At 64.2% G+C, this 13,687-nt stretch carries 14 protein-coding genes and 2 pseudogenes; 9 read left to right on the top strand and 7 right to left on the bottom strand.

Translation table 11 applies throughout. The features are described 5' to 3' along the window. Positions 1-64 precede the first annotated feature (64 nt). A complete protein-coding gene (locus CQ13_RS06710; RefSeq protein ID WP_057842212.1) occupies positions 65-1,624 on the top strand; it encodes a DUF1800 domain-containing protein in 1,560 nt (519 codons plus the stop codon). Further along, on the top strand, positions 1,621-2,865 hold the full coding sequence (locus CQ13_RS06705) for a DUF1501 domain-containing protein (RefSeq protein ID WP_057842211.1): 1,245 nt from the start codon (positions 1,621-1,623) through the stop codon (positions 2,863-2,865). Before CQ13_RS06710 ends, CQ13_RS06705 begins: the two co-directional genes overlap by 4 nt. Positions 2,866-3,017: 152 nt before the next feature. On the opposite strand, the gene CQ13_RS06700 is transcribed toward CQ13_RS06705, so the two are convergent. The 3 genes from CQ13_RS06700 to CQ13_RS06690 all read right to left on the bottom strand — a co-directional run bounded on the left by CQ13_RS06700 (position 3,018) and on the right by CQ13_RS06690 (position 5,597). Further along, entirely contained in the window at positions 3,018-3,956 is a 939-nt protein-coding gene (locus CQ13_RS06700; RefSeq protein WP_057842307.1) for an aldo/keto reductase, read from the bottom strand. Positions 3,957-4,217: 261 nt separating this feature from the next. Next, complete coding sequence (locus tag CQ13_RS06695; RefSeq protein ID WP_057842210.1) at positions 4,218-4,679, bottom strand: GNAT family N-acetyltransferase; 462 nt, start codon at positions 4,677-4,679, stop codon at positions 4,218-4,220. 105 nt (positions 4,680-4,784) lie between these two features. Next, a complete protein-coding gene (locus CQ13_RS06690; RefSeq protein ID WP_057842209.1) occupies positions 4,785-5,597 on the bottom strand; it encodes a PAS-domain containing protein in 813 nt (270 codons plus the stop codon). A 203-nt stretch (positions 5,598-5,800) separates the two neighbouring features. On the opposite strand from CQ13_RS06690, the gene CQ13_RS06685 reads away from it, so the two are divergent. Then, positions 5,801-6,151 (top strand): DMT family protein, encoded by a 351-nt coding sequence (locus CQ13_RS06685; RefSeq protein ID WP_057842208.1) that lies wholly within the window; start codon positions 5,801-5,803, stop codon positions 6,149-6,151. A 24-nt stretch (positions 6,152-6,175) separates the two neighbouring features. On the opposite strand, the gene CQ13_RS06680 is transcribed toward CQ13_RS06685, so the two are convergent. From CQ13_RS06680 to CQ13_RS06670, 4 genes and pseudogenes are all read right to left on the bottom strand, one after another. Beyond that, complete coding sequence (locus CQ13_RS06680; RefSeq protein ID WP_057842207.1) at positions 6,176-7,336, bottom strand: PQQ-dependent sugar dehydrogenase; 1,161 nt, start codon at positions 7,334-7,336, stop codon at positions 6,176-6,178. Between the two features lie 71 nt (positions 7,337-7,407). Beyond that, the gene (locus tag CQ13_RS44250; protein ID WP_197427262.1) at positions 7,408-7,581 is read right to left on the bottom strand and encodes a hypothetical protein; all 174 of its coding nucleotides are present in this window, start codon (positions 7,579-7,581) and stop codon (positions 7,408-7,410) included. A gap of 192 nt (positions 7,582-7,773) precedes the next feature. Continuing rightward, on the bottom strand, positions 7,774-8,427 hold the full coding sequence (locus CQ13_RS06675; RefSeq protein WP_057842206.1) for a glutathione S-transferase family protein: 654 nt from the start codon (positions 8,425-8,427) through the stop codon (positions 7,774-7,776). Between the two features lie 201 nt (positions 8,428-8,628). Continuing rightward, positions 8,629-9,663, bottom strand: a pseudogene (locus CQ13_RS06670) (glycosyltransferase family 87 protein). 190 nt (positions 9,664-9,853) lie between these two features. On the opposite strand from CQ13_RS06670, the gene CQ13_RS06665 reads away from it, so the two are divergent. From CQ13_RS06665 to CQ13_RS40600, 6 genes and pseudogenes are all read left to right on the top strand, one after another. Continuing rightward, complete coding sequence (locus tag CQ13_RS06665) at positions 9,854-11,056, top strand: pyridoxal phosphate-dependent aminotransferase (RefSeq protein ID WP_057842306.1); 1,203 nt, start codon at positions 9,854-9,856, stop codon at positions 11,054-11,056. Between the two features lie 217 nt (positions 11,057-11,273). Further along, the gene (locus CQ13_RS06660) at positions 11,274-11,792 is read left to right on the top strand and encodes a DUF992 domain-containing protein (protein ID WP_057842205.1); all 519 of its coding nucleotides are present in this window, start codon (positions 11,274-11,276) and stop codon (positions 11,790-11,792) included. Between the two features lie 293 nt (positions 11,793-12,085). Beyond that, positions 12,086-12,565, top strand: coding sequence for a DUF992 domain-containing protein (locus tag CQ13_RS06655; RefSeq protein ID WP_057842204.1), 480 nt, complete (start codon positions 12,086-12,088; stop codon positions 12,563-12,565). A gap of 50 nt (positions 12,566-12,615) precedes the next feature. Next, on the top strand, positions 12,616-13,023 hold the full coding sequence (locus CQ13_RS45360) for an alpha/beta fold hydrolase (RefSeq protein WP_245309058.1): 408 nt from the start codon (positions 12,616-12,618) through the stop codon (positions 13,021-13,023). Beyond that, positions 13,023-13,448: an alpha/beta fold hydrolase gene (locus tag CQ13_RS45355; protein WP_245309057.1), complete on the top strand. Its 426-nt coding sequence runs from the start codon at positions 13,023-13,025 to the stop codon at positions 13,446-13,448. The genes CQ13_RS45360 and CQ13_RS45355 overlap by 1 nt, the downstream gene beginning before the upstream one ends. A gap of 82 nt (positions 13,449-13,530) precedes the next feature. Then, a pseudogene (locus CQ13_RS40600) lies at positions 13,531-13,641 on the top strand (DUF992 domain-containing protein); the annotation flags it as partial. Between the last annotated feature and the right edge of the window lie 46 nt (positions 13,642-13,687).

The raw sequence follows: 13,687 nt of genomic DNA, 5'->3' as shown, positions 1-13,687 counted from the left end.
GGGATCACACTGAGGCGCGTTATACTTCATCACTATACGCCTGGGAAATTCTAAGGGAAATCCGATGACCCGCGATTCGCAAGCAGCCCTCGTTGCGCTCAATCGCTTCGGCTTCGGCGCGCGCGGCGGGGCATCCGGCGATGTTCTCAACGCCGCGTCCGATCCGCGCGGTTTCGTCAAGGCGGAACTCGGCCGTCCCAATCGCGTGCTGCTCGAAGCGCCGCGGCTGCAGTCGACGCCCGCGCTCGGCAAGGCACTGTTCGATTATCAGTTCGAAATCCAGCAGGCGCGCGACACCGCAAAATCGGCCGCGCCGCCGGCTAGGGGCGAAGGCGCTTCACCGCGGCCGGAGGCCAACGGCCAACGGCGAAACCTGTCGCTCAACGGCATCGCCATGGAGATGGCGCCCAAGGAGTCACCCAGGGAGCCACAGGCCAAGTCTGCGGAGAATCCCGGCGCGATGGCACCGGCGGAAGCGACGCAGCTCAATGCGCTAAAGCCGCCGCCACAACCGCTCAACATCATCCAGAAAACCTTTCGCGCCGAGGCGCTGGCGCGGCTGCAGTGCGCCGTCATCGCCGATGGCGGATTTGCCGAGCGGCTTGTCGTGTTCTGGTCGAATCATTTCTGCATTTCCGCCAACAAGGGCGGGCCGGCGCGGATGTGGGCCGGCTCGTTCGAGCGCGAGGCGATCCGGCCACACGTGCTCGGACGCTTCGCCGACATGCTGAAGGCGGTCGAACAGCATCCGGCGATGCTGTTCTTCCTCGATAACCAGCAATCGCTGGGCCCGCATTCGCGCGCCGGCAAAAACCGCAACCGCGGACTGAACGAGAATCTCGCGCGCGAGATACTTGAGTTGCATACACTCGGCGTCGGCGGCGGCTATTCGCAGGACGACGTGACGTCGCTGGCGAACGTCATCACGGGCTGGACCTATGCGGGAAGGTTGGGCCAACTCGGCGCGCCCGGCACCTTCGTGTTCAATGCCAATGCGCACCAGCCGGGCGCGCAGCGGGTGATGGGCAAGGTCTACCATGCCGAAGGCGTGGCGCAGGGCGAGGCGGTGCTGGCGGATATCGCGCGGCATCCTTCGACCGCGAAATTCATCGCGGCAAAGTTCGCGCGCCATTTCGTGGCCGACGATCCGCCGGCCGCGCTGCTAGCGCGGCTCGCCGATGTCTTCACGAAAACCGACGGCGATCTAAAGGCGCTGGCGCTGGTCGATTCCAACGAGGCCTGGACGGCGCCGCTCACCAAGATCCGCTCGCCTTACGAATTTCTCGTCGCGGCCGGCCGGCTGCTGGCGCAGATTCCGAACAATCCCAACCTCTATCTCGCCGGCCTGAGGGCGCTCGGTCAGCCATTATGGTCGCCGGCCGGGCCGAACGGCTTTCCCGACAGCAACGCTGCGTGGCTGGCGCCGGAGGGCATGAGACTGCGCCTCGATATCTCCACCCAGATTGCATCGAGGCTCGCCGAGGGCGTCGATCCGCGCGATCTGCTCGAACTCGCGGCCGCCGACACGGCGTCGGTGGAGACGCGGCGGACCATCGAACGCGCGGAATCGCGGCAGCAGGCGCTGGCGCTGTTGTTGATGTCGCCGGAATTCCAGAGGAGATGACGTCCATGGAAACGACAACGGGTTGCTGCGAAGAGATGCGGTCATTGCCGACGACGCGGCGTGCCGCGCTGCTCGCCGGCGCGTCCTTTGCGGCGTGGGCCTACCTGCCGAAGTTCGCGCGCGCGGCCGACGGCCGGGATCCGCGGCTGGTGCTCGTGATCCTTCGCGGCGCGCTCGACGGGCTCGCCACCGTCGCTCCAACAGGCGACCCTGACTACGCCGGCCTGCACGGTGCGATCGCGCTGTCGTCGAGCGGGCCGAACGCGGCGCTGCCGCTCGACAATTTCTTCTCACTGCATCCGGCGATGCCGGAATTTTCGCGGATGTATCGCGAGAAGAAGGCCGCGGTGATCCACGCGGTGGCGACGCCCTATCGCGACCGTTCGCATTTCGACGGACAGGACGTGCTCGAAAGCGGCTTTGCCGGCCCCGGCCGGGTACAGTCCGGCTGGCTCAACCGCGCGCTGGAAGGCCTGCCGAAAGGCGAGCGGGTGACGAGCGGGCTCGCAGTCGGCCCGATCACGCCGCTGGTGCTGCGCGGCGCGGCACCGACCGTCGGCTGGGCGCCGCTCGCGTTGCCGCAGGCCAGCGAGGACACCGCGATGCGGCTGCTCGACCTCTATCAGCACCGCGACGCCGCACTGGGTTCGGCGCTGAAGCAGGGCCTCGCCTTCGACAAGGCCGCGCAGGGCGACGACATGAAACCAAAGCCCGGCACCGGCGGCGTGGCCGCAATGCGGCTGGCGGCACGCGGCGCGGCCCGATTGATGGCGGCCGACAATGGTCCGCGGATCGGCGCGCTCGCCTTCGACGGCTGGGACACGCATGCCAATGAAGGCGGCTCGGTCGGCCGGCTGGCGCAACTGCTCGGCGGGCTCGACGGCGCACTCGCCGAATTCGAAACTGCGCTGGGACCGCGCTGGCGCGACACGGTGATCGTCGTCGCCACCGAGTTCGGCCGCACCGCGCGCATCAACGGCACGCAGGGCACGGATCACGGCACCGGCACCGTCGCGCTGCTCGCCGGCGGCGCGGTGAACGGCGGGCGGGTGATCGCGGACTGGCCGGGGTTGAAGCCGGCGAGCCTCCATCAGGGCCGCGACCTCGCGCCGACCACCGATCTGCGCGCGGTGATGAAAGGCGTGCTGAAGGATCAGTTCGGGCTGGCTGAGAAGGTGTTGGCGGAGAGCGTGTTCCCGGACAGTGCCACGGTAAAGCCGATGCAGGGGCTGGTGACCTAGCGCCAGCCTCAACGGCAGTGTCGTCCCTGCGGAACGCAGGGACCCATAACCACAGGTGTTTGTGGCATGCTACGGTATCGGCCACCGCGCATCATCGACGGATCACGCGGTATAGGTCCCTGCGTTCGCAAGGGAGCGACGGCAACCAAGACCTACTTCGTAATCCGATCCACCGCCGCCAGCTCCTCCGCGCTCAGCGTCCAGCAGGTCGCCTTCACGTTCTGCTCGACCTGTTCGACGCGGGTGGCACCGGCGATAACGCTTGCGACTTGCGGGCGCTGGGCCAGCCAGGAGAAGGCGAGTTCGAGCATGGTGTGGCCGCGCTCCGTCGCGAACGCCTGGAGCTTTTCGACGATGTCCTCATTGCGCGCGGTGACGTAGCGGTCCTTCAGCGCCGGCGCCTTGGCGAAGCGGGTGTCGGCAGGGGCATCAGTGCCACGCTTGTACTTGCCGGTGAGAAGGCCGCTCGCCAGCGGAAAGAACGGCAGCAGGCCGAGCTTGTATTCCTGCGCCGCCGGCAGCAAATCCTTCTCGATGCCGCGCACCACGAGGCTGTATTCATCCTGACAGGAGACGAAGCGGTTGACGTTCATCTGCCGCGCCAGCATTTCGGCCTCCGCAATGCGCCAGGCCGGAAAGTTCGAATTGCCGATGTAGCGGACCTTGCCTTGGCGCACGAGATCGTCGAGCGCGCGCAGCGTCTCTTCCATCGGCGTCAGCGGATCGTATTCATGCTGCTGGTAGAGATCGATGTAGTCGGTCTTCAGCCGCTTCAGGCTGGCCTCGACCGCGGACATGATGTAGCGGCGCGAGGCGCCCTGCCTGGTGCCGTCGGCCGCCATCGGTTTCGCGTACTTCGTCGCCAGCACGATATCCTTGCGGCGGTCGCCGAGCACGGTGCCGAGCACGGTCTCGGAGCCGCCCATGCCCGCATAGATGTCGGCGGTGTCGAACAGCGTGATGCCGAGGTCGATCGCCTTGTGGATGACCTTGCGCGAGGTCTCCAGATCGGTGCGCTGGCCGAAGTTGTTGCAGCCGAGGCCGACGGCGGAAACACGCAGGCCGGAGCCACCGAGGTTGCGAATTTGCATGGATCGATCCTGTGGGAAGAGCGGGGAGGGCGCATTGTGGCGCGCGCGGCTTCGGCCCGCAAGAAAAGCGGACCAGCGCCCGCGCTTGGCAGCCATGCGGCACAAAAAGATGCGGCCCCGGTCAGACGCGGCGACTGACGGGGACCGCTGGGGCGCGTGATCCGAGACGGGGGCCTGATCAGACGCAGGGGCAGGCTAGCTGCGCTTTGTTACGCGCGCGTGACGCTGGGATTTATCCACAGGCCGGCCGAAAGCCGCGCCTCAGAGCATCTTGCGGTAAACGACGAAGCCGGAACGCTCGGCCACCTTGTCGTAAAGCTGCATCGCGGTGTGATTGGTCTCGTGCGTCTGCCAATAGACGCGGGAACATCCCGCGAGCTTCGCCTGCTCGTACACGCCGTTGATCAAGACGCGGCCGACGCCCTTGCGGCGCACTGCGGCGCTGGTGAAGAGGTCCTGCAGATAGCAGTTCGGCTCGATCATGGTCGTAGAGCGGTGAAACAGATAATGCGTCAGCCCGAGCAACTCGCCGCCGCTCTCGGCCACCAGCGCATACATCGGCTCATAGGCATCAAAGAAGCGCGCCCATGTCATCGCCGTGATCTCGGGCGCCAGCGCGGTCGCGTCCGAACGGCCATAAAAGGCGTTGTAGCCGTCCCATAGCGGAAGCCATTGCGCGTAGTCCTGGCGGGTGACGAAGCGAATAGTGAGGTCGCCGGGCATGCGCGATTCCGTTTTGGTTAAGAGATGGCGCGTCAGGGACGCGGGAAGGAGGGATGCCTGTTGATTAATACAGATGTGGCAGCAGACGATCAACTTATCGCTTCGCTACTCCGCGGCGCCGAGGTGCTTGGCGAGACTGCGATGGCTGCCGCGCAGCGCGCGATAATACTCCGCGCGGCCGGGATCGTCGGTGTGGCGAACGAGGTCGGTGATCGGCGTGTAGCTCAGCATGCGTCCGCCGTCGGGAAGCGCCGTGCAGGTGAAGCGCAGCACCTGTCCGTCCGCAAGATCGAGGTTGATCGGCGTGGAATCGCCTGTTCGTATCATCTCGGTGCGCTTGGCGATGAAGGCGCTCAACTCGTCCTCCGGCAGTTGCCAGGCGCCGGTGTCGCGGCCGTGATACATCAGCGCAATGAAGGGAGGCTTGCTGTCGGCCTGCTCGTCGGACAGCTTGAAATAATCGCGGAACGCGCGATTGATGAACTCGGCGCGGGTGGCGGAATCGAGCAGCACGATGCCGATATCGACCTGATCGAGCGCGGCCGACAGGCGGTCCGCGGTAGCGTGATGCTTCTTCTCCCACGCGAACGCATCGACCCATCTTTTCCGCAACAAGCCGGTGATCAGCGCGGTGCCGCCGGCGGTCGCCGCCAGCAGCAGCATGCGCGCCAGGTCGGACATGTCGTAACCGGGCGTAGCGCGGTGGTTGAGGAAGAACAGCGCTGACGACGCCACCGCTATGATGGCGCTGGCCATGCCGGAGACGATGCCGCTGATGGAAGCGGCAAAGGCGACGATGCAGACGAATAGCGGCGCGGGATTGGGGACTGCAACGAAGTGTCGGTCGACAACGAAGGCAATCATCGCCGTCGCTGTCGTGAGAGCCGGACCGGAGATTGCGCGCCAGTCTAACTGCATGCCCGTTCTCGCTACTTGCCGGGAATAAGACGCAAGCATGCCTGATTGTTGCGATTGTGCACGCCTTTCTGCCGCCAGTCCTAAGAGAGCGTTGCGCGCATGCGTAAGACTTTCGCATTTTTGAAATCAAATGATATCGAGTTAAGGAACGCCGTACCGCACCCAACCATTGAGCTGCTCGACATTTTTGCAAGAGGACATCGATGCCCACTGTCTCGCCGACGCTGCTGCCGATCCTGATGCTGTTTGCTTCCAACATCTTCATGACCTTTGCCTGGTACGGCCATCTGAAATTCAAGGAAAGCCCATTGCCAATGGTGGTGCTGGCGAGCTGGGGGATCGCCTTCATCGAATACTGGCTGGCGGTGCCGGCCAACCGCTGGGGCAGCACGGTGTATTCCGCAGCGCAACTCAAGACCATGCAGGAGGTGATCACGCTGGTGGTGTTCGCCTGCTTCTCGGTGCTCTATCTGAAGGAGCCGCTGGCGTGGAATCACGCGCTCGGCTTTCTCTTCATCGCGATCGGCGCGTTTCTGATCTTTCACAAATGGTGAGCGTGTTTTTGTTCAGAGGTATCGTTACTTCGAGGCCGGCGCCACCCGCAAAATCCGTCCGTTCGAACTGTCTGTGAGCAGCCACAGTGCGCCGTCCGGCCCCTGACGGACGTCCCTGATACGCTCGTGCAGGTTCTGCAGCAGGCGTTCCTCCGACGTCACCGCGTTGCCGTTCAGCGTCAGCCGCACCAGCATCGCGCTGCGCAGCGCGCCGGTGAACAGGCTGCCGTTCCATTTCGGAAACAGCTTTCCGGTGTAGAAGGCCATGCCCGACGGCGCGATCGACGGCACCCAATATTTGAGCGGCTGCTCCATGCCATCCTTGGCCGTGCTCTCGTGGATTTTCGCGCCGGAATAATCGATGCCGTAGCCGATCACCGGCCAGCCGTAATTCTTGCCCTTGCCGACGAGATTGACCTCGTCGCCGCCGCGCGGGCCGTGCTCGATTTCCCAGGGCTCGCCGCTCGCCGGGTTGATCGCGAGCGCCTGCACGTTGCGGTGCCCGTAACTCCAGATTTCCGGCTTGGCATCAGTGCGGCCGGCGAACGGATTGCCTGGAGGCACCGATCCGTCGGGCGCGATCCGGATCAGCTTGCCGAGATGATTGCCGAGATTCTGCGCCTGGTCACGATGGGTGAAGTGATCGCCGAGCGCCACGAACAGATTGCCGTCGTCGGCCTGCGCGATGCGGCAGCCATAGTGATTGCCTGACGATAGCGGGCCCTGCTGGCGGAAGATGACCTTGACCTCGTCGAGGCGGCCATTGTCGTCGCTCAGTTTCGCGCGCGCGGCCGTGGTGCGGCCGCCACCCGAGGTCCGTTCGGCGTAACAGAAATAGATGGTCCGGTTCTGTGCAAAGGATTTGTCGGTGACGACATCGTGCAGGCCGCCCTGGCCTGAGGCCCACACGTCAGGCACGCCCTTGAGCGGCGGCGAGACCTGGCCCTCCGTGCTGACGAGGCGCATGCGGCCGGGACGCTCGGTCACCAGCATCGTTCCATTGGGCAAGAATGCCAGCGCCCACGGATTGACGAGGCCCCTCGCAATGGTGCGAACCTCGAGTTCGCCCGCCGACGAGTCGAACGCCGGCCCTTCGCCGCGCGTGCCGGTGGCGATCAGGAAGGAGACGGCGAGCAGGATCGCTACCGCCAAGGCGACGGTCACAAGGCCGACGGGTGTCTTCATTCTGGTCTACATCGCGATGCTGATCATCGCGTTTCGCTAGTCCAATAATGCAAACAAAAAGGCTGGACCAGTCACGGAATGGGCATCGCGATGGTGGCCTTGATCGATAGCACCGTCAGGGTGACCACGAGGCAAAGCGATAGCGTGCCGATCGCAAGCGAGGTGGCGATGGCACCAAGCAAGCGGGAAGAAGCGACGGGCGCGCGGCTGCTCTCGAAGCCGACCGCGCCGGGTGACCGCATCATAGCCTAAATCCTTGTAACGCGGGACGAATCACCCGCGACTCACGACGTCGGGAAAAATCTTGCAGCGATCACCGGCAACATTGCGGCGACCGGAGGCTGAAAATGGCGGAATCGCGGCAAAGGTTAACGTTATGCCCGCTATTATTAACCTTTGGCGGCGTGCTCGCGCGAAAGTGAGAAGAGCGAGGGTGGCTATGCGCCGGCGGCGATGTCGGCCTGATCGTCGACCTCGGTCGCCGGCTGCCAGTCCATCGTCACGAAACTGGGGGTCTGTTCGACCCGCCGCAGCCATGCGCGGATGGCGGGGAAGGTCGCGAGGTCGTAGTCGCAGCGGTCGGCGACATGGGTGTAGCCGTACAGTGCGATATCGGCGACCGTGAGTTGTCCGGCCGCGAAATAGGCGCGGGTCTTGAGATGGTTTTCCATCACCTGAAGCGCGGCGTAGCCGCGCTCCATCCAGTCCTCAAGCGCATGGGTCTGCAGGTCGCGGCCGCCCTTGACCAGCGACAGCCAGAAGTAAGCGGCGCCGATATTGGGCTCCAGCGCGTGCTGTTCGAAGAACATCCATTGCAGCGCTTCGGCGCGCTCGACCCGCGACTCCGGCGCCAGCGACGTGCCGCCGCAGACATACCAGAGAATGGCGTTGGACTCGGCGAGGTAGCGTCCTTCGGCGACCTCCAACAGCGGCACCTGTCCGCTCGGATTCTTCTCCAGAAACTCCGGCGTGCGGCTTTCGCCACGGAGAATGTCGATTTCGATCGCCTCATAGGGCGCGTTGAGCAGCGCCAGCGCAAGGCGGACCTTGTAGCTGTTGCCGGAGCGCTGCATCGAATAGAGCTTGTACATCGTCCTGGATTTCACCCCGATCGAGGAAGCACGCACACCGCAGTTGCGCGCCCGCGCTGTCAGCGGTTCGCACCGCAACGCGGCTAAACAATGATGCCGATATCACTACGTCGCAAGTCCCGCGGAATGGAAAAAGTCGAAAACCTCTACCGCACTGCACACGCGCAGAATGATTCCATCAACACGCCGGAACAACAAAGATCACGCTTGCGCGACGCGAGTCCCACCGAGCGCATGGCTCGCACGGTCGAGGGCCGCGCGCCGCAATATGAGCGCATAGAAGGCCAGCTCCACGAACAGGCCCAGGGGTATGTAGCTGACGCCGGCGATGCTGCGCGAGAGCAGCGGCACGATCCAGGCCGCGGCGAGCAGGCTGATCTCGAAATCGCGAAAGCCGTTGTTCAGCCCGTGCCGCGCAAAGAATGCGATCGTGACCGCGAGCACCACGAGGTCGTAATCGAGCACATAGGGTGTTGCGAGCAGGCTGCCCAGCGCCAGCGCCGCCGCCTTGAGCTCGAAGGCGGCATCGCTGTGCCACAGCCAAGCGAGGCTGGTGGCGAGCAAGGCGAACAACGAGGCCTGCGCCGCATAGGCTGTCGGCACGTTCGCGCCCCATGCGCGGACGGCCGAGAAGATCGACTGGATTTTGTGCCAGCCCGTGCCGCCCTGTTCGAGCACGACCGTCTGCGTGAAATTCATGGAATCGGCAAAGGCATGCCAGATGCCGCTGCCGAGCATCGCGAAGCTGACCACGACCAGCGCGACGACGGTGGCGGCCGCGGCGCCGATCGTGCGCCAGCGCCCGCCCGCCAGAAGCGCGATCGGAATCAGCACGCCGAATTGCGGCTTGTAGGCGAGCAGGCCGATCAGCACGCCGGTAAGCCATGGTCGCCGGTCGAGCCAGTGCAGCGCGCCGCCGAGCAGGGCTGCTGTGAGAAATCCATTCTGGCCATGGCCGACATTGATGAGCACGGCGGGGAAGGCGGCGGCGACCAGCAACGTTTCCTGACGCGGCAGGATGGCGCGGATCGTTGCGAGGTAGGCGGCAAAACTGGCGACCAGCCAGAGCGCCAGTCCCCCGATCGGCTGGCCCGTGCGGTCAATGAGGCCCTCGGAAACAGCGATCCACCCGGCGAAGATCAGGACCGAGAGGCCGAGCAGGATCAGGCTTTAGGCGCGCATGCGCGAAGCCGTCAGCCACTCGCCGGATCGCAACCCTTGCCAGATATGAGTCATCTCACCGCGGAATTTTACGATTATTGCGCCGACATTGCTCCGACCGTACCGAGCCAGCTTTAACGTCCCTAAAGTTCGCCGTTATTTGGCCAAGCTTCTTGCGATGCAGCGCCCTGCGCCTTAGGGTGCGGCGTTCCCATCAAAACGAGTCGTGAATTTCAGAAGTCACGACGTTTGCCAGGAGATGATGATGCCCTTCCTGTCTGCCTCGCTCGCCCGTGTGAAGCCGTCCGCGACCATCGCGGTCACGGACAAAGCGCGCGCGCTGAAAGCGGCGGGCCGCAACGTCATCGGCCTCGGCGCCGGCGAGCCGGACTTCGACACGCCCGCCAACATCAAGCTGGCGGCGATCCGCGCCATCGAGGCCGGCAAGACCAAGTACACCGATGTCGGCGGCATTCCCGAGTTGAAGGAAGCCATCATCAACAAGTTCCAGCGCGAGAACGGCCTGACCTACAAGCCGAACCAGATCATCGTCGGCACCGGCGGCAAGCAGGTGCTCTACAATGCGCTGATGGCAACCCTCAATCCCGGCGACGAGGTGATCATCCCGGCGCCGTACTGGGTCAGCTATCCGGAAATGGTCGCGCTGGCCGGCGGCGAGTCGGTCCCCGTCGTGTGCCCGGCGTCGAGCGGCTTCAAGCTGCGGCCCGAGGATCTGGAAAAGGCGATCACGCCGAAGACCAAATGGATCATCCTGTGCTCGCCGTCGAACCCGACCGGTGCCGCGTACACGCGCGCCGAACTCAAGGCGATCACGGACGTGCTGGTGAAGCATCCGCATGTCTGGGTGATGACCGACGACATGTACGAGCACCTGGTCTATGACGACTTTCAGTTTGCCACGCCTGCGCAGGTTGAGCCGAAACTCTACGAGCGCACGCTGACGGTGAACGGCGTGTCGAAGGCCTATTGCATGACCGGCTGGCGCATCGGTTACGCCGGCGGTCCGGCCGACCTGATCAAGGCGATGGCGACCATTCAGTCGCAATCGACCTCGAACCCGTCGTCGATCGCGCAGTGGGCGTCCGTCGAAGCGTTGAACGGTCCGCAGGATTTCATTCCGGTGCATAACAAGATGTTCAAGGAGCGCCGCGACCTCGTGGTCTCGATGCTGAACCAGGCCAAGGGCATCGAATGCCCGCGGCCGGAAGGCGCGTTCTACGTCTATCCGTCCTGCGCCGGCACCATCGGCAAGACCTCGCCTTCGGGCAAGGTGATTGCCAATGACGAGGATTTCGTCACGGAATTGCTGGAGAGCGAAGGCGTCGCCGTCGTGCAGGGTTCCGCGTTCGGCCTCGGCCCGGCGTTCCGGATCTCCTATGCGACCAAGACCTCCGACCTCGAAGACGCTTGCAAGCGCATCCAGCGCTTCTGCGGCAATTTGAGATAGGCGTTTCGCCGCGCAAGCCCGCTCCGCAGTTGATGCGGGACGGGCCGCGGTTCGCAACGAGCAATCGCGTCAAAAGGACGGCCGTCAAATCACATCGCGCGTAAACGAACACGCAATGTTTTGACGGCTTCTTGATGAAGCGCCATGTTTTCGACACGGCACTTCCATCCTGTCCGCTCCGCTAAATTTGTTCATCAACATGCGGAGACTGGGACACATGCGACTCCTGACATCGACACTCGCCGCGGCGGCACTGATCGCGCCGATCGCAAGCGCCAGCGCGGCGCCGCCGGTTCGCGCCGGCATCCTGCAATGCCAGGGCGGCCAGAATGTCGGCTTCGTGGTCGGTTCGGTGACGAGCCTCGAATGCGTGTTCCGCAGCGAAGGCCGCCGGCCTGAACCCTACATCGCCAAGGTGCAGCGCATCGGTCTCGATCTCGGCGTCACCGAGCAGACCCAGTTGTCGTGGGCGGTCAGTGCGCCGAACAGCCGGCTCGGGCGCGGCGAACTCGCCGGCAGCTATGGTGGCGTCGGCGCCAATGCATCGATCGGCGTCGGCGGCGGCGGCAACTTCCTGGTGGGCGGTCCGGCGAATGCCTATGCGCTGCAGCCGATCAGCCTGCAAGGCCAGACCGGATTGAACGTCGCCGCCGGCATCGCCGGCCTCGAGCTGCAACCGTTCTACGGCAACGGCCCGCGACGCCAAGGCCATCGCCGCCATCGTCACCGCGGCTGAGCATGACACGTTAAAGGAAAGGCCCGCGCAAGCGGGCCTTTTTTGTTGATGTCATTCCGGGGCGGCGCGGAGCGACGAACTATGGTGCGCAATTGCGCACCTGAGAATCTCGAGATTCCGGGTTCGATGCTGCGCATCGCCCCGGAATGACGAGCGAATGGAGACGGCTCGCCTTCAGCTCCCGCCAATCTGGCACGGTCTGTGATGTTGTGGCATAGAACGGCGAGCGCCGCGGGCACGGCCTTGTTCTTAATTCTCTTCTCGCATCACCGTTTTTCAGCCGGAGATACTTCATGCGTCGTTCCCTCATCCTTGCCGCTTCCGTGCTCGCCGCTTTGGCTTCATCCATCGGCGCCAATGCGCAGCAGGGGCAGCGCGTGCAGGTCGGCGTGCTGGAGTGTCGCGGCGGCGCCAGCGTCGGTTTCGTCGTCGGTTCCGTCACTCATCTCGGTTGCGTGCTGCGCGCAGAAGGGATGCCGGAAGATCGCTATGTCGCCACCATCCGCAAAGTCGGACTCGATCTCGGCATCACCCAGGAATCTGCGCTGGCCTGGGGCGTGTTCGCACCTGTCGCGCGGCTCGGGCCGGGCGGCCTTTCCGGCGATTATGTCGGCGCGCAAGGCAGCGCGACGCTTGGCGTCGGTGTCGGCGGCAACGTACTGGTCGGCGGCTCCGCGAACTCGATCGCGCTGCAGCCGCTCAGCCTGCAAGGCCAGGTAGGGGTCAGCATCGCCGCCGGATTGGAAAGTCTGGAGCTGCGGCCGGGGCGCTGATCGGGGCGGCTTGGCTCCATCATTGCGAGCCAACGGGACTAGCATCAATCATGATTTCGAATCATCAGATTGCGTCCGGCCAGGCCAGGTTGGCCGCGACAGTCGTCGGCCACGGCGACCCTGTCGTCTTTCTGCATGCCGCGGTCTGCGATAGTCGCATGTGGCGCGCGCAACTGGATGCACTCGGCGCAAGCAACAAGGCGATCGCGTACGATCGGCGGGGCTTTGGCGAGACTCGCGCGGAAAAGGGGGACTTTTCTGCAGTCGCAGATTTGTTGGCGGTGATTGACGCCGTCGGGAACGGCGCGCCGGCGATCCTTGTTGGATGCTCTCAGGGTGGACGGATCGCGCTCGACACTGCTCTTCTGCATCCATCCTATGTCCGCGCCCTCGTTCTCATTGCGCCCGCTGTGAGCGGCGGACCGGAGCCGATCTATCCGCCGGAGATCGAGGGCTGATGGCCAAGCTCAAGGACGCCGAGCAAGCCGGCGATTTGGATCGCGTGAACGCAATCAAGGCTCATCTTTGGCTGGACGGTCCACTGCAGCCCGAGGAGCGTGTCACAGGTGAGGCGCGCCGGCTGTTCCTCGACATGAACGCCATTGCGCTACGGTCGCCACCGGCCGGGTCGAACCTCGATGTCGTGCCCACCTTCCATCGCTTGCGCGAGATATCAGCACCATCGCTTGTGATCTGGGGTGACCTCGATTTTCCGCACATTCAGGAACGAAGCCGCCATATTGCAACGACGATCTTGAAGGGGGCGGACCATATGTTGACCGGCACTGCTCATCTACCGAGCCTGGAGCGGCCAACTGAGATCACGGGCCTACTTGCGGAGTTCATCGACCGTCGCTCCGGCCAATCGAGCGTAGCCGGATGAGCATCGCGACATCCGGTGCTCCTTGGTTGGTTCTTGTCCCGCATTTCGCTGCGCTCCCGCGGGTGCTTAGCGCCGTGGCAGCGTCGGCGGCTCCGCAAATTCGATCGCGCTGCAGCCCTTGAGCGTGCAGGGCCAGGTAGGCGTCAGCATTGCTGCCGGATTGGAAAGTTTGGAACTCAGGCCTGGGCGTTAATTCTTAATCACGCCTTTCTCCCCGTCATTGCGAAGCAATTCATTCT

Source organism: Bradyrhizobium retamae (genome assembly GCF_001440415.1).
In the GTDB taxonomy this organism is placed as follows: Bacteria; Pseudomonadota; Alphaproteobacteria; order Rhizobiales; family Xanthobacteraceae; genus Bradyrhizobium; species Bradyrhizobium retamae.
Note: the sequence above shows the minus strand (reverse complement) of the source record. Positions and strands in the feature narration are given on the sequence as shown.